Here is a 16222-nt window from a genome sequence, read left to right on the forward strand (position 1 = left end):
ATATGCGATGGATATTGAAGCAGTGGGTACGCCGTTTTTTCGAAGATAAAGTCTTTGATCTATCGGCTCAGCTTGCTTATTATTTCTTAGTTTCATTATTTCCTTTTATCTTTCTTATTTTCACTGTGATGGGTTTTTTGCCGATATCTTCTGCATATGTGCTCTCTCTTTTTCAGTCTATTGCACCAGAAGAAGCATATACCTTACTAGAGTATAATTTAATTGCAGTTTTAGACGAACACCGGGGAGATGTATTTTCGATCTCATTAATTATCATGATTTGGCTAGCCACCATTGGTACACATGCCATTATAAGAGTGTTTAATCTTGCTTACCAAGTGGAGGAAAGCAGACCTTTCTTTAAAGAATTAATTCTTGGGATGTTTTTGACGTTCGGTTTAGTGGTAGCTGTTATCACTGCATTATTGCTGCCTGTATTTGGACGGACGATCGGAATCTACATATTTGAGCAAACAGGATATTCTCATCCGGTATGGCACATTTGGGAAACGGCAAGGTATGTGATCGGTTTTTCCATCCTTCTCTTTATCTTTTCAGCATTATATCGGTTCGCTCCGAACATTAAGCTTACATTTCGTAACGTTTGGCCAGGGGCAGTTTTCTCCACAGCAGGATGGCATTTATTTTCATATCTTTTTTCTTCCTATGTATCCATTTTTGATTACGGACAAATATACGGAAATATGGGAGCTCTTTTGACTCTTATGATCTGGTTCTATCTTTCTGCATTGATTTTAATAGCAGGAGGACAGTTAAATGCAATATTGGCCCAAAGGGCACAAGACAGAAAATAAAAAAGATTTTCAAAAACTTTTCTTTCTGCAATTGACTTTTTCACTGTATCGTAACATCATTGTTTATATATAAAGAATTTTCATCTCTTATTCCGGTCATAATGGGTACTAGCCTATTTTAGTGTAGATCGGATAATTTTACGGAGATTGGAGCCGGAAAATGACTGTAAAAAACGTTGTCTTGTTATTATTTTTGCTCGCTGGAATCGTCATATTTGTCTTTTACAGCATACCTCTCCTTCTCGCATTATTAACCGCTATAATGCTTGAACCGGTAGTTAAATTGTTCATCAAACTTTTTAAAGGCAGACGATTGCTGTCCGTCACTATTTCATTCGTGCTATTTTTAGCTGGATTTGGAATCCTATCATACTGGCTGACTACAACTCTTGTTATTCAAGTGATCGAGTTCATTACAGTTCTTCCATCCTACTCAGTCCATCTGTTTGAAGTGGCTGAAGATACGTTCTATGAAATGGAAAACTTCTATGCAACTCTTCCGCCTGAAGTTGTTCGGACACTTGAGGAAGGTTTGGTAGCACTAAAGGAATATGGTGTTGAAACCGCAAAGGGATTAACAACGGGAATCTTAGGTCTTATAACTGCGATACCAGGTATGCTGATTTATTTTATTATCTATGTTGTTGCTGTATTTTTATTCTCATTGGACCTGCCTCGTTTATATGCAGAGTTTCTGAACTTGTTTACAACATCTGCCCGTGAAAAGGTTGAACTTGTATTCAGTCAGCTTTCAAGAGCGACTGTTGGCTTTTTTAGAGCACAGATCATCTTAAGTTTCATTACATATATCCTTGCATTAGTGGGACTAATGATTTTAGATGTAGAATACGCTGTAATCATCGCTCTATTAATTGTCATTGTTGATATCCTCCCAATTTTGGGAACAGGGTCATTCCTTGTACCTTGGGCGGCTTACTCGTTCTTTATCAACAACAATGACCACCTCGCGTTCGGTCTATTGATCATGTTCGGTGTGATTACAATTGTAAGAAGAATCATCGAGCCTAAAATTCTTGGCTCAAGTCTTGGAATTTCCGCATTAGCCGCTCTCGTATCCTTGTACATAGGGTTCCAGCTTCTTGGAATGATAGGGTTGATCGTGGGACCAGCTGTAGTAATTATTTATGAAGCGCTCAGAAGTGCTGGTTTTATTAAAATAAAAATAGACTTTTGATTATTAAAAACGCATTTCCTGCATAAGGAAATGCGTTTTTTAAATTTAGAGGTTAGAAAACTATGAAAGGTTGGGAATTATAGAGGATAGGAAGAAAAACGTGAAATTCATACGAACCATTTATATGGTGAATTTTTATTGGAGGAATCTAGATGAGTACTGCAGCAAAAGAACGCGATTATTATTTTGACAACGCAAAGTTTATTCTCATTTTTCTGGTCGTGTTCGGGCACTTTATTTCGCCGATAAAAGGTCAGAACGAGTGGCTTTACACGATTTATAACTTTATTTACACGTTTCACATGCCTGCCTTTATTCTTATTGGCGGATTCTTTACGAAAGGTGTTTGGCGTGACGGCTACCTGCCCAAGATCTTTAGAAAGGTTCTTATTCCTTACCTAGTATTTCAGTTGGTGTACAGTTTATTTTATTATGATCTTTACGGAAAAAGTGAAGTAAAACTAGACTTTTTTGCACCACATTGGACGCTATGGTTCTTATTGAGCCTTGTATTCTGGAACATTCTGCTGAAAGTATTTGTAAAGATTAAGTACCCACTTGTTTTGGCAATCGGTATTGGTGTAGCTGTCGGTTATATACACGATATTGGCACATTCTTGAGTTTGCTTAGAACTTTCGTCTTTTTCCCTGTATTCTTGCTTGGACATATGTTAGAAAAGAGAGACTTTAAAAAAATATTGAAGCCTTCAGCAAAAGCAGCAGCGGCAGCATTCTTAATTGTATTATTCATTACCTATCACTTTATTTTTCCGAACGGAACGAAAGAATGGCTGCTCGCTTCATCATCCTATTCTGAAATTCTAGGATACAACGACTGGTATGGAGGACTTATCAGACTTGCGATGTATGGCATTATGTTTGCCGCTACGTTCAGTTTCTTGGCACTTCTTCCACGTCGAAAGATGTTTTTCACAGAGTTTGGTGAACGGACGCTGTACATCTATTTGCTGCATGGCTTTGTATTAAAGTATTTGTTCACGACAGATTTATTTGCATCAATCGAAGAGAACGGAGCTTACTTTATGCTTCTTTTCCTAGCGGTCATTGTAACGCTGTTCCTAGCAAGCAAACCAGTAATTGCTTTGGCACAACCTTTCATTGAACTCCGCTGGTCTAAACTGAAACGAATGCTGAAACCCAAACCGTCAAGGCCGCAAGAAAGCGAAAGTTAATAATCACACAGAAACACCGCTGTACACATTCGTGTCAACAGCGGTGTTTCTTTCCTTTATTAATTTAAGCTCGATGCTCCTGCACTTACATCTAAATCATATGCTCCGCTTCCTCTGCTTGAAGAAACTTTCACTTGGTAGACACCTGTTTGCGTCGGCTTAAAGAATGCGTGATCCTGTCTTTCATTTTGAGATGAACTTACAACCGTTTTCCCGCTAGGATCGATTAATGAAACCGAGTAGTTATGCGATGCCGGGAAAATAAACCAGCCCGGGCTATAGTTTTCTGTAATCACTGTCATTGAGATCGGATACGCAGTAGATGTTACATTCAGTGAAAATGCCTGGGATCCTCCAGAACTTAAAGTTCCTCGTTTATAAAAATGGTCCGGTACAGCAGGTCCAGAACCAGTAAGACCACCAGCCGTTTTAACGGCAGCATGTCCGTCTAGACGACCGTACCCATATTCATTGTCCTTACCTGCTTTTCCGAAATCAATCGCTGTTGAATAAAGTGCATCCTTGATTTGAGGCTCAGTGATCGACGGATTCGCATCATGCATAAGTGCAATGGTTCCCGCTGTAAATGGCGTAGCCATACTCGTACCGCTGTATGTTACATATTGATTTCCTGAATTAGCTTTTGCTGCTGTGATGTTATAGCCTGGTGCAAAAATATCTGGCTTCACTCTTCCATCAGCTGTCGGTCCACGAGATGAGAAGTACGTGATATTGAATCCGCCTTCGTTAAGATCTGCACCAGCTCCCACTGTGATTGCTTTATCAGCTGCTCCCGGTGATCCGATCGTTGAAGCGGACGGCCCTGAGTTTCCTGCTGCCACGGCAACAGCAAGTCCAGCTGCTGATGCGTTATTTACCGCTACAGATGTAGCATCTTGGCCGTTTGAACTTCCCGATGTACCAAGACTCAATGAAATAACTTCGATACCGTACGTATCTTTATTTTGCACGGCCCAGTCGATTCCCGCTGTAACGGTACTCATGCTTCCTGAACCCTGACTGTCCAGTACTTTTACCCCAACTAAAGCAGCACCTGGTGCAACACCTTTTTGTGCAGGATTGGCATCTCCCTCACCCGCAACGATGCTGGCACAATGCGTTCCATGTCCCTGGTCATCATATGGAGTAGTACGATTGTTCACAAGGTCTTTCCAGCCGATCACTTTTCCGCCATCCAGATCAACGTGTGCAGCATCAATTCCTGTATCAATAACTGCTACTACGCTATCGGCTTTAGAATAGGAGCGCTCATTCCCATCTTGATCACCCGTTACACCATAATCGGCACGGGCTTTTGCCGTTCCGAACCAGCTGTTCGCAGTTTCCAGATTCATTTGTATCGGTGCATCATATTCAACTTGTTTTACGAACGGAAGATGTTCCAGCAGCATGATCTGCTTCTTCGTCATCGTTGCAGCCATACCATTGATGACTTTGTAGTCGAAGGACTTTTTAAACACCCCAACTTTTGAGGCAAGTTTCTCAAAGGCTTTTCCGGCAGCGAATTCCTCATTGAATTGAATAATTACCGGGACCTTCTCTTCATTTGAAAGCTGCTGAAGTTTACTTTCCAGGTTATCGAAAAGTTTGTTTTTATTTACGTTTACAAATGCCTCGGTCATCTTCTGGTCGGTTACCTGCTTCGGACTTTCCGCCATTACCGAAAACGGAGTCAGCATGATCGATGTTGCTAAAAGTGTTGTCGCCACAAATTTCTTTTTATTCACCCTAAATAACCTCCTGCTTAATATGTAGTTTGAAAATTGTGTCATTTCATGGTGATTACTTCCATATTAAACAGAATTCGGATGAATGAGGATAAGGTAGATGATTTATTTTCCTCGTCCGACTATTTAGCTAGTTTTCGGGGAGTTTTATGCAGGAAAACCCTTTTTAGTAGGTAAGGATGAATTAAAGAGGTATAGACCTTACTGAAAAGGTACTAGCATTTGGTATAATTTGAAAGGATTATAGTTTTTAGTAGAAATTAACTAGACTTTTCCCTAGTTGCTGTTTCTTTAGATAGTCTGGATCTATGGAGAAGGACATTGTACATGAGCAAAAAGAAAAAGCCTGCCGCACCGGACAGGCTTTTCTTTCAGTCATCCATGTTTATAGTATTCTTGTTTTGCTTCAGCAAGCACACGCAAAGGAAGTTTATCCGCTAGCTTAAACGCCTCTTTTTCGTCCAGCTCCAAAGCTGTTACTAGTTTCTCGATTTTCTCTTCAGATGGAATCATTCTTCCCTTTTCGATATCTGCCATATACTGAGGCGTGATACTTAATCTCCTTGCAAGCTCAGACTTGCTTAAGCCTTTCTGCTTTCTGGAGTTCTCGATGAATCTTCCAAACTCGCTCATTTTATTTTCCTCCTTCTCGTTTTAAGTAAAAAAGCGAAAACTGCATGATGATATAAGCGGCCAACCGGCTTGTCATATTTCGAAAATCGAGCGTCGGGTCGATTTCCACGATATCCATCCCTTTTACAGAAGGATTTTCGGCAAGCCATTGGATTCCTTCTATTAATGAATCACTGTCTAATCCGCCAGGTCCTATCGCTGGGCAGCCTGGTGCATAAGCCTGATCCAGTACATCCATGTCTAAAGAAATATATATGTTATCTGTTGTCTGTTTTAACTGTTCAACTGATTTTTTCAGCAAAGTGAGAAGCCTTTCGCGTTTGATATCACCCATCGTATAGACGGTTACACAATGATCTTTTGCATAATCATGATAAAGTTTTCCGTTTGAGAAATCTCGAATACCAATCTGAACGAGCTGATCACCGCCTATCACGCCATTTTCAATAAGCTGGCGGAATGGTGTTCCATTTGATGGACCGCCATCCTCGGTGTTTCTTAAGTCAAAATGTGCATCAAACTGAATGATTCCTACACGACCCCTTGTTTCCTGAAAGGCTTTAATGGCACCTGCAGAAACAGAATGGTCGCCTCCTAATGTAATAATCAAAGCTTCGTTGTGCTGACTTTGAATTTCTTTTAAAGCAGAATATATTCGTTTTTGAGATTCAATCAGATCCGTTACATGCATCTCAATGTCACCAAAATCAGTGATAACCCCATCCCACATGTCAGTTTCTTGCTCAATGCTATAGGTCGAAAAAGAGTGCATCATCTGCCTGATCGTCTGTGGTGCCATAAACGCGCCTGAGTGGGAAATAGATGTTTTTGAAAGAGGTGCGCCTGAAATCGCTACCCCTTTCACATCTTCACCTGCCCATGATTTTAGGAGCTGCCCTGCCTTCTTTATTCCTCGATCAGTAAACGGGGCTTCACCTGTTTTACGAAGAAACGGTATAGTTTGCATGCGAATCCGCCTTTCCAGCGACCAATACACCGTTTTTCCAAACTTTATTTACGTGGTTTACACCATAATGATAAGGAACATATTTGTAGTTCGGTACATCCCACAGCACAAGATCAGCATTTCTGCCTTCTATCAAGCTGCCGGCAACATCACCGCGTCCGATCGCATAGGCAGCGTTAACCGTTACAGCGTTCCAGATTTCTTCCGGTGTCATCTTCAGCTTTAGTGCAGCTAAGTTCATAATGAACTGAATATTTTCAGTTGGGGAACTGCCTGGATTGAAGTCTGTTGAAAGAGCTACAGCTGCTCCGCTTGAAATCATCTCTCTGGCAGGTGCAAAGTGATCTTTTCCTAAATAAAACGTTGTTCCTGGCAACAGAACAGCAATCGTTTCTGATTCTCCTAGCATTCGGACGCCTTCCGTGCTAGCTCCAACTAGGTGATCCGCTGAAACAGCACCGATCTCACACGCCATTTCTGTCCCGCCGAGCGGATCGATTTCGTCAGCATGTATCTTCACACCGAACCCTGCTGTTTTTGCTTTTTGTAAAAAGGTTCGCGACTGCTCAACCGTGAAAACACCCGTCTCACAGAAAATATCTACAAATTCAGCCAGACCTTCTTTCGAGATCACACTCAGCATTAACAGCATTTCCTCTAAAAAAGCATCCGGTCTTCCTTTATAGTTTTCCGGAACAGCATGCGCTCCCAAAAAAGTAGAAACGAGATCGATAGGATGTGATTCATTCAGCATTTTAGCTACGCGAAGCTGCTTCAGTTCAGTATCTTTATCAAGCCCGTATCCACTTTTCGCTTCCATTGTCGTCACGCCATACGTTAAACATCTGTTTAAATGAAACATAGCTTTTTCAAAAAGTGCTTCTTCAGTCGTTTCTCTTGTCGCTCTTACTGTGGAAAGAATTCCTCCGCCTTGCGCCAAGATTTCCAGGTAAGGAACACCCTGCTGCTTAAGTGCAAGCTCATGCTCACGCGATCCCCCAAACACTAAATGTGTATGGGGATCGACCAAGCCAGGTGATAATAACTTCCCTTTCGCATCTATCGTTTCGCTGGCTTTTAGATCAGCGGCTTCTTCACGTGTCCCAACAAAAGCAATCTTGCCATCCTTTATTCCTACAGCTCCATTATCAATGACTTTGAGCTCATTCATTTCCGTTCCGCGAAGTGCTCTTCCTTCTCCAACCGGAACGACAATTTGTGAAGCAAAAATTAATGTATCAAGCATTCGTCACACTCCTTTTTTTAGTTATGTGGCTTATTTACGGTACGTGTTCTTATAATTATTACACGTTCGCTCAGACTCATTGAGGTTTCGCTCAAAAAAGCCGAGTTACGCTCAAGATTCTCTCGCTGCGCTCAAACTGCCTACCGTTTCGCTCAAAATGTCCCTTTTTCGCTCAAAGTAACGAAAAACGAGGGCAAACTCGAGCGGTTCACTATACTCCGCAAGAGAAAGCGAGCACAAGTGAGCGTAAATCAGCCAATTTTACTTGCAAAACAGCCAAAAACACCCTTATTTATTGATCATCGGCAGGTCAACGCCTTTTTCATTCGCTGTTTTAACCGCTAGATCATAACCAGCATCTGCATGTCTGACGATTCCCATTCCAGGATCACTCGTTAATACGCGTTCTAATCGGCGTGCTGCTTCTTCAGTGCCATCTGCAACAACTACCATTCCCGCATGAAGAGAGTAGCCCATTCCTACGCCTCCGCCATGGTGGACAGAAACCCAGCTTGCACCGTTAACAGCATTGATCATTGCGTTTAAGATCGGCCAGTCTGCAACTGCATCACTGCCGTCCATCATTCCTTCAGTCTCACGGTTTGGTGATGCTACAGATCCACAATCGAGATGATCGCGTCCGATAACGATCGGTGCTGACAACTCACCATTAGCAACCATTTCGTTTATGATTTTTCCGAACTTCGCACGTTCTCCGTAACCTAACCAGCAGATGCGTGAAGGAAGCCCTTGGAACTGTACTTTTTCCTGTGCCATCTTAATCCACTTGCAAAGGTGCTCATTGTCACTAAATTCTCTTAAGATAACTTCATCAGTTTTTCTGATATCTTCCGGATCACCAGACAAAGCTACCCAGCGGAAAGGCCCTTTTCCTTCGCAGAAAAGTGGACGTATGAAGGCTGGAACGAAGCCAGGGAAATCAAAAGCGTTCTTAACTCCTTCATCAAAAGCTACTTGTCTGATGTTGTTGCCATAATCAAAGACAACCGCACCTTTCTTCTGCATTTCCAGCATTGCCTGTACGTGAACAGCCATCGAATGCTTTGACTTTTCAATATACTGCTCTGGGTTTCGTTTACGAAGTTCTGCGCCTTCCTCCATGGAAAGTCCAAGTGGCAAGTACCCATGAAGAGGGTCATGTGCAGATGTCTGGTCTGTAACGAGGTCAGGGATCTCACCCATCTCGATCATTTTCGGTAAAAGTTCTGCTGCGTTTCCTAAGAGTCCGATCGATAATGGCTCTCCTTTTGCTGCATATTCCTTTGCCATCTTCAGAGCTTCATCTAGGCTGTCCGTCTTTTTATCTAAGTATCTTGTATCAAGGCGGCGCTGAATTCTTGTTTCGTCCACGTCGATCGCAATCACTACACCATCGTTCATCGTTACAGCAAGAGGCTGAGCACCGCCCATTCCGCCAAGTCCAGCTGTAAGTGTAATCGTTCCTTTTAGCGAACCATTAAAATGCTTGCGTGCTGCTTCGGCAAAAGTTTCGTACGTTCCTTGCAGAATTCCTTGCGTACCGATATAGATCCAGCTTCCTGCCGTCATCTGGCCATACATCATGAGACCTCTTTTTTCGAGGTCACGGAACGTTTCCCAATTTGCCCATGCCGGAACGAGATTAGAGTTTGCAAGCAATACACGCGGTGCATCCGTATGTGATTTGAAAACAGCAACAGGCTTTCCGGACTGCACGAGAAGTGTTTCATCATTTTCAAGTCTTTCTAATGTTTCAACGATTTTATGATAGGAATCCCAGTTGCGCGCAGCCTTTCCAATTCCTCCATAAACGACGAGGTCATCTGGATTTTCTGCTACTTCCCCATCTAGATTGTTCATAAGCATACGGATGGCTGCTTCCTGCACCCAGCCCTTTGCAGATAATTTAGTTCCTCTTGCAGCTGAAATTGAATGTTTTACTTCTGACATGTAAAAAACCTCCTCTTAATGTGCTAGTTTTTGAGTTTTTGTTCCTATTAAAATGTCATTCCACGAGCCGTCTAAAATCCAAGATGCTACGGCTTCCATATCTCGATGGAACATACGGTCACATTGAATCGTCGGACACACTTTTCTTCCATGCTCATATACTTTCTTTGTTTTTGGGGCCAGTTTTTCGGGGCCCCTGAAATCAGCAGCCTGCATCGCACAGATTAATTCAACCGCAAGAACTCGCCTTGCGTTCGCAATAATTTGAGCTGCATGTCTTGAAGCGATCGTACCCATACTCACGTGATCTTCCTGATTGGCTGAAGACGGAATAGAGTCCACACTCGCCGGGTGAGCCAAAGTTTTGTTCTCTGATACGAGCGATGCTGCCGCATATTGCATGATCATGGCACCAGACTCAAGTCCAGGATTTGGACTTAAAAACCCTGGTAGATCATTCAATTGAGGGTTGACCATCCGTTCGATGCGTCGCTCAGAAATGTTCGCCCACTCTGCTGCAGCAAGCTTCAAGAAGTCCATCGCAAATGCGATCGGCTGTCCATGAAAGTTTCCGCCTGAAATGATCTTGTTTCCATCATCAAAAATTAACGGATTATCCGTTGCTGCGTTCATCTCAATCTCGAGCTTTTCTTTTACATAGCCGAGCACTTGCCATGAAGCACCATGGACTTGAGGAATACAGCGTAAAGAATAAGCATCCTGTACTCTGATTTCTCCCTGCTTGGTCGTGAGCTGGCTGCCCTCTAAGTAGTTTCGAAGTCTCTCGGCTACCTCGACTTGCTCTTTGTAGCCTCTCGCAATATGAACATCTTCATCAAAAGCATCCGTAATTCCTCTTAAACTCTCAGTCGTTAATGAAGCGATCGCATCAGCCATCAATCCGATTCTCTCGGCCTCTATATAAGCTGCTATCCCTTGAGCAGTCATCGCCTGTGTACCATTGATCAGCGCGAGTCCTTCTTTCGCTGTAAGAACTACAGGTTCAATTCCTGCTCTCTTAAGTGCATCTTGACCTGACAAGCGTTCTCCCTTGTAATAAGCTTCACCTTCACCAACTAAAACAAGTGCCAGATGTGAGAGAGGCGCGAGATCACCGCTTGCACCTAGTGAGCCTTGCTGAGGTACAACGGGATGTACTCCATGTGAAACAAGGTCTAGTAATCTTTCAATAACAACCGGGCGAATCCCAGACAAACCTTTTAATAGTGCATTTGCTCTTAAAATAAGCATTAGTCTGCTGATCGTCTCAGGAAACGGTTCGCCAATTCCACATGCATGGCTTCGGATCAGATTAATCTGCAGCGTCTCCACATCGTCTCTTGAAATAAATACATCACTGAACTTTCCAAATCCTGTGGTAATACCGTATACAACTTTGCCTGAAGCCACGATCTCTTCCACTGCTTTACGGCTGTCAGCCACCTTTTTCATGCTTAAAGGACACGCTTCCACCGGTTCATTGTCGTGCAGAATACGCTTGATCTCTTCCATCGAAAGCGTATTACCAGTTAAAGTAACCATCTTCATCCCTCTTTTTCTTAGACTCTTTTCTAAAAGGTCATTGTTTTTTGATCATGTACTAGAAAAAACTCCGTTGAAGTTGATTGGAGCGCAGGGTGCGAGACTCCTGCGGGATCAGCGGGACAGGTGAGACTCCTAATGGCACAAAGTGCCAAGGAGGCTCACCGCACGCCCCGCGAAAAGCGAGCATCCTGGGGCGGAGATCAACCACTTTCAACCAGCAACAAAGTGCTTTTTCTAATTTACAAACAAAAAAGAGCGCACCCGAAAGAAAACTTCTTTCGAATACGCCCCCTCATCACTAATCACTATGGGCAGTTTTTAAATATGATTGATTCCAAGTCCGATCGCCTCATGCTCCAGCCCTTTTACTGGTGCACCGATCGTTCCATAAAGTGCGACTGCAATCCAGTCGCCTTCTTCCTTCTTCTCATATGGGTTTCCGCGGACAACGATAAAACGCAGTCCTACTGTACGAAGAACCGTTCCCAGCTGAACCTGGCCTCTGGTTACACCATGAAAAGCTTCCATAATGGCATGATAAAGGGAATGAGTTTCCCTATAAATACCGCTCTGAATGACTTTTTCATTTTTGGCTGCTGTCTCGATCGCTGCTACTACCTTCTGAGAGTCCATAGAACCGGCTTTGCCTACGCAATACTTCCAGCCCTGTTTTTCGATCTCTGATAGATGGCTCTCATCCAGCACACCTAAAATGGCCATTTTTCCGATAAGTTTTTCATTAGATAATGCCATACATATATACACTCTTTCTGCTCGCGACTATTAACTACCTCTAGTGTATGCGTTTACATTTTGTCCGTCAATTCCCTTTCAACAACTTATCACAGCAGTACAATAAAGAACAAAACTCCATTTACGGTACGTGTTCTTATATTTATTACACGTTCGCTCAGAATTCCTGAGTTTCGCTCAAGAACTCCGAGTTTCGCTCAAAATTCTCTTCCTACGCTCAAGCCGACTTTGGTTTTGCTCAAGATTCCTTTTTTTCGCTCAAATTCCCACTTCAAACATCTAAAGCTAGAAAAGAATCAGCTTCTTTTAAATACAACAAAAGTTATTACTGACGTATAATCTAGCAATCTAGCGGCAAGACTGTTTGTAAGAAAATAAACGGAATGAGGGCTGCTGAATGTTAGACGTACAAAAAGAGATCACACTTGCTTCAATGTTAAGAACTCCGCACTTTGAAGAAGATGTTAATGATTTTTTTATTGCTTATGACAAAGAACATAACCCTTTATTGCTATTGCCGACAACAAAGGGGTTTCTCCCGGAAAGACAGCTCTACAGCATCGCTTTTATTAAAAAAGAAAACAATTCCTATCAATATACGCTCTCAGATAAAATCGTACCCTTTTCAATTGATGGTTCTACATTAATTCATGATCAGTTAGGATTCTTTTTCGGTCCTGAAAACAATATGCTTAAAAGCTTCTTTAAAGGTGATACGTATGGTGCATATGTCGTATGGACAAAACATATGGTTAAACAGCTGATCAATGAAACACTTCAGGATTGGCATAATACATCAGACAGCCAGCAGCGAGAAAAGCATAAGGACAGGCTAACACTTCTTTTACAAGCTTAATAAGATGATCAAGTGGACGATGACGTTTGACCGTTATTCGTCCCTTTGTTTTTGATTTTTTTCTTAATAAAAGTCATAACAAATAGTAAAGGTATATAGCTGATTGCAAGGTAAAATCCAATGATGTTCGTATAATTGTTGAGCATGTTTATTTTGAAACGGGTATCCAAGAAGATACAAGCTAAAAGCACAATACATAATAAAGCGATTAATGTAACGTGCTGCCTGATGTTCATCATCAATTTCACAACTCGGCTGGAACACCAGATCGCAAGGCTTATATTCGGCAGGATCACGAGACACCACATCGAAACGAAAACAAAATCAAAACGTTCCACGAAAGATACTTGTACGATTTTCACCATAGAAAGTGTTGCCCAAATATTTCGAGCAAGCTGTTCCTGACTGAAGAAAGCAAAAGAAAACAGTGTGACTAAAAGATACATCATAAATGAAAAAATATTAGCATGGTGTGCAAATTTCTGCGATTTTTTCGCATGTTTAATAAATGGATAAAAAACAAGCAGCGTTTCAAATCCAAGATAACTCAGCATCATATTTTTTGATGCCGTTAAATAATCTTGCAGGCTCTCATCGAAAACTGGCAGCAAATTAGAAAAGTGGGTGTATTCAAGTGGATAGATTAAAAGCAATATAAGTCCTAAAGGAATAACAACTCCTAAAAAACAAACGCCAACAACCGTACGAAATCCTGCAGACACGACATAATACGTTAGCAGAAGGATTACCGAAGCAATGGTCCATGTTTTTAGAGTTGGAAACATCCATACTTGTACAACTTCAATATATGTTCTTAAAACCGTTATCGACCATAAAAGAAAATACAAAGCTAGAGCCAAATTAAAGATGTTTCCCAGCATTCCGCCAAATAATGTTTTGTGTATCGTGACAATATCTCCCCCGCCATTATCCAGCACGTAATAGATCATCCAGATCAAAATATGAACGAAAATAGCAGCAATGATAACGGAGATCCAAGAATCATAACCTGCATATTTTGCTATGACCCGCTGATACCCTAATACTCCGACCCCCACTTGCTCTGAATGAACAAGAAAGAAGACAAGAAAGGGAGAAACAAGAAATATTTCTTTAATTTTTTGCATACGTCCTCACCCTTTCAATGACATGCGTTAAATCTTGTTTTAGCATTCCCAACAAAACCTCATTCATCCCATTTTTAGCCAATAAAGTTCATGGCTCAGAGGTAGTCTGGAGTGAAGATACTTTCATAGCCATAAAAAAACCAGCTCAAAAAGGTAAATGACCTTTCGAGCTGGGTTTTTATTATCCAGTAAATACTTCACCATCTGGATATCTAATATTTTCTCTTGTTTGTTTAGCAAGACTGAACGCTAAAGTCAGGGGACCAAGTTTCCCAAACACCATCACTGCGCAAATTACAATTTTTCCGATGATGGTAAGATCGGGTGTTAATCCCATACTTAGTCCGACCGTTCCGAATGCTGATATCACTTCAAACATAATGAGCATGAAGGAATCGCCTTTTTGCACGTAAGTTACGATGAATAATGCGGCAAAGATAAATAAAATTGATATGGTCGTAATCGCTAAGGCACGATAAACAACTGCATTACGAATCGTTCTCCTCATTACAACCGTATCATCTTTCCCTTTTAAGAACGCAGCAACCGTAAAGAGGATAACTACGAATGTCGTAAGCTTAATTCCTCCGCCTGTTGAAGTACTTCCTGCACCGACAAACATCAATAAAATCATTAAAAGAGAAGTATCGGGGTTGATCGCCGTCATATCGATCGAATTAAACCCTGCTGTTCTTGGAGATACTCCCTGAAAATAGGCTGCCCAAAGCTTTTCAGCTCCGGATAACATGCCTAATGTTTTTAGGTTATTGAATTCAAATAAATAAACAAATAGAATAGCCACTATATTAATCGCAAATGTTGAAATAATCATTACTTTTGAATGAAGCGAAAGATCTCTCCATTTACGGCTGACCCAGAGATCTACTAGAACGGTAAACCCGATTCCTCCTGTAATAAAGAGCAGAGAGATTACAATGTTAACCATCGGATCACCGACATAACCCATCAAACCATCAGACCAAAGCGCAAAGCCTGCATTATTGTAGGCAGAGATGGCGTGGAATACACTGTAATAGATTCCTTTTCCAAATCCCATCTCTGGTACCCATCTTAGTGATAAAAAGAACACAGCAATGATTTGAATAATGATCGAAAATACAAATAAGTTTCGAACTAGCCTTATCACTCCGCCGATAGAAGGCTGGTTTAGCGCTTCTTGCATCAAAACCCTCTGTTTAACAGAGATCTTTCTTCCCATCATAATTACAACCAGAGATGCAAAGGACATCACACCAAGTCCGCCAACCTGTATTAAAAATAAAATGACGATCTCTCCGAATAAAGTGAACGTCGATCCCGGATCGACGGAAGCTAGCCCAGTTACAGTAGCCGCCGAAGTTGCTATAAACAGCGCATCAATCCAGCGTAATGATTCCTCGTGAGCTATGGGTAGTTTTAATAAAAGAGCACCTAAAATGATTAAGAACAAAAAAAGTAAAGCTAAAAATTGAGGAGGGCTCACTTTTATCGGATTATGCAGCCTGGATTTATTGACATGCAGTGCCACTGCTTACACTCCCTCATCCTCAAAGCGGTTCAAGTCCTCATTTCGCCCGATTACCACAAGGACATCTCCATATTGTAGAGTAACATCTGCAATTGGAGAAACTAGAATTTCATCACCGCGCTTAATCGCAACAATATTACATCCATAGCGAGCTCGAACGTCTAGATCTGTCAGGGTTTTGCTCACCAATTTGTCCGTAACACCAATCTCTACAATACTGTGTTCATGTGACAGTTCAATAAAATCAATAATCTTCTCTGAAGAGATAAGCTGAGCAACCCGAAGAGCCATATCGCGTTCTGGATGAATGATGCGGTCTGCTCCTAGTTTCTCCAATACTTTATGGTGATAGTCATTTTGAGCTTTTACCCATACCTTATTTACACCTGATTCTTTTAATAAAAGAGTTGTTAAGATACTTGCTTGAATATCTTCACCGATCGAGACGATCACATGGTTAAAATTCCTGATCCCAAGCGATTTCATTACCTTTTCATCTGTTGAATTAGCTTGGACTGCCTGAGTGGCAATCGTCGCAAATTCATTGACCTTTTCCATATCATTATCGATCGCGAGTACATCATAGCCCATTTTGGCAAACTCCCGGCAAATACTGCCCCCAAAACGGCCTAATCCTATAACTGCAAACTGTTTTTTCATTTTATT

General features: G+C 41.6%; 14 protein-coding genes. 4 read left to right on the forward strand and 10 right to left on the reverse strand.

What is annotated here, in order from left to right; all coding sequences use genetic code 11:
- Positions 1-2: 2 nt before the first annotated feature.
- The 3 genes from EV282_RS15470 to EV282_RS15480 all read left to right on the forward strand — a co-directional run bounded on the left by EV282_RS15470 (position 3) and on the right by EV282_RS15480 (position 3203).
- The gene (locus EV282_RS15470) at positions 3-815 is read left to right on the forward strand and encodes a YihY/virulence factor BrkB family protein (protein ID WP_165389490.1); all 813 of its coding nucleotides are present in this window, start codon (positions 3-5) and stop codon (positions 813-815) included.
- 160 nt (positions 816-975) lie between these two features.
- Positions 976-2010, forward strand: a complete 1035-nt coding sequence (gene ytvI, locus EV282_RS15475) for a sporulation integral membrane protein YtvI (RefSeq protein ID WP_130296657.1) — start codon at positions 976-978, stop codon at positions 2008-2010.
- A gap of 152 nt (positions 2011-2162) precedes the next feature.
- The gene (locus tag EV282_RS15480) at positions 2163-3203 is read left to right on the forward strand and encodes an acyltransferase family protein (RefSeq protein WP_130296658.1); all 1041 of its coding nucleotides are present in this window, start codon (positions 2163-2165) and stop codon (positions 3201-3203) included.
- Positions 3204-3262: 59 nt separating this feature from the next.
- Here the strand turns inward: EV282_RS15480 and EV282_RS15485 are convergent, their stop codons facing one another.
- The 7 genes from EV282_RS15485 to hutP form a co-directional block, all read right to left on the reverse strand.
- A complete protein-coding gene (locus tag EV282_RS15485) occupies positions 3263-4951 on the reverse strand; it encodes a S8 family serine peptidase (protein WP_242611889.1) in 1689 nt (562 codons plus the stop codon).
- Between the two features lie 375 nt (positions 4952-5326).
- Complete coding sequence (locus EV282_RS15490; protein WP_130296660.1) at positions 5327-5584, reverse strand: helix-turn-helix domain-containing protein; 258 nt, start codon at positions 5582-5584, stop codon at positions 5327-5329.
- A gap of 1 nt (position 5585) precedes the next feature.
- Complete coding sequence (gene hutG, locus EV282_RS15495) at positions 5586-6551, reverse strand: formimidoylglutamase (RefSeq protein ID WP_130296661.1); 966 nt, start codon at positions 6549-6551, stop codon at positions 5586-5588.
- Positions 6526-7797: an imidazolonepropionase gene (hutI, locus tag EV282_RS15500; protein WP_130296662.1), complete on the reverse strand. Its 1272-nt coding sequence runs from the start codon at positions 7795-7797 to the stop codon at positions 6526-6528. Before hutI ends, hutG begins: the two co-directional genes overlap by 26 nt.
- Positions 7798-8085: 288 nt before the next feature.
- Positions 8086-9747 carry a urocanate hydratase gene (gene hutU / locus EV282_RS15505; RefSeq protein WP_130296663.1) on the reverse strand — a complete coding sequence of 554 codons (1662 nt, stop codon included), beginning with the start codon at positions 9745-9747 and terminating at the stop codon, positions 8086-8088.
- A 15-nt stretch (positions 9748-9762) separates the two neighbouring features.
- Positions 9763-11289, reverse strand: a complete 1527-nt coding sequence (hutH, locus tag EV282_RS15510; protein ID WP_130296664.1) for a histidine ammonia-lyase — start codon at positions 11287-11289, stop codon at positions 9763-9765.
- 321 nt (positions 11290-11610) lie between these two features.
- A complete protein-coding gene (hutP, locus tag EV282_RS15520; RefSeq protein ID WP_130296666.1) occupies positions 11611-12045 on the reverse strand; it encodes a hut operon transcriptional regulator HutP in 435 nt (144 codons plus the stop codon).
- Positions 12046-12442: 397 nt separating this feature from the next.
- Between hutP and EV282_RS15525 the strand changes: the two genes are divergently transcribed.
- Positions 12443-12901 carry a hypothetical protein gene (locus EV282_RS15525; protein ID WP_130296667.1) on the forward strand — a complete coding sequence of 153 codons (459 nt, stop codon included), beginning with the start codon at positions 12443-12445 and terminating at the stop codon, positions 12899-12901.
- A gap of 8 nt (positions 12902-12909) precedes the next feature.
- On the opposite strand, the gene EV282_RS15530 is transcribed toward EV282_RS15525, so the two are convergent.
- From EV282_RS15530 to EV282_RS15540, 3 genes are all read right to left on the reverse strand, one after another.
- A complete protein-coding gene (locus tag EV282_RS15530) occupies positions 12910-14028 on the reverse strand; it encodes a GerAB/ArcD/ProY family transporter (RefSeq protein ID WP_130296668.1) in 1119 nt (372 codons plus the stop codon).
- 181 nt (positions 14029-14209) lie between these two features.
- Positions 14210-15556: a TrkH family potassium uptake protein gene (locus tag EV282_RS15535; RefSeq protein ID WP_278043781.1), complete on the reverse strand. Its 1347-nt coding sequence runs from the start codon at positions 15554-15556 to the stop codon at positions 14210-14212.
- A gap of 3 nt (positions 15557-15559) precedes the next feature.
- On the reverse strand, positions 15560-16216 hold the full coding sequence (locus tag EV282_RS15540) for a potassium channel family protein (protein ID WP_130296669.1): 657 nt from the start codon (positions 16214-16216) through the stop codon (positions 15560-15562).
- Between the last annotated feature and the right edge of the window lie 6 nt (positions 16217-16222).

This window comes from Fictibacillus sp. BK138 (genome assembly GCF_004216955.1).
Lineage (GTDB): Bacteria > Bacillota > Bacilli > Bacillales > Fictibacillaceae > Fictibacillus.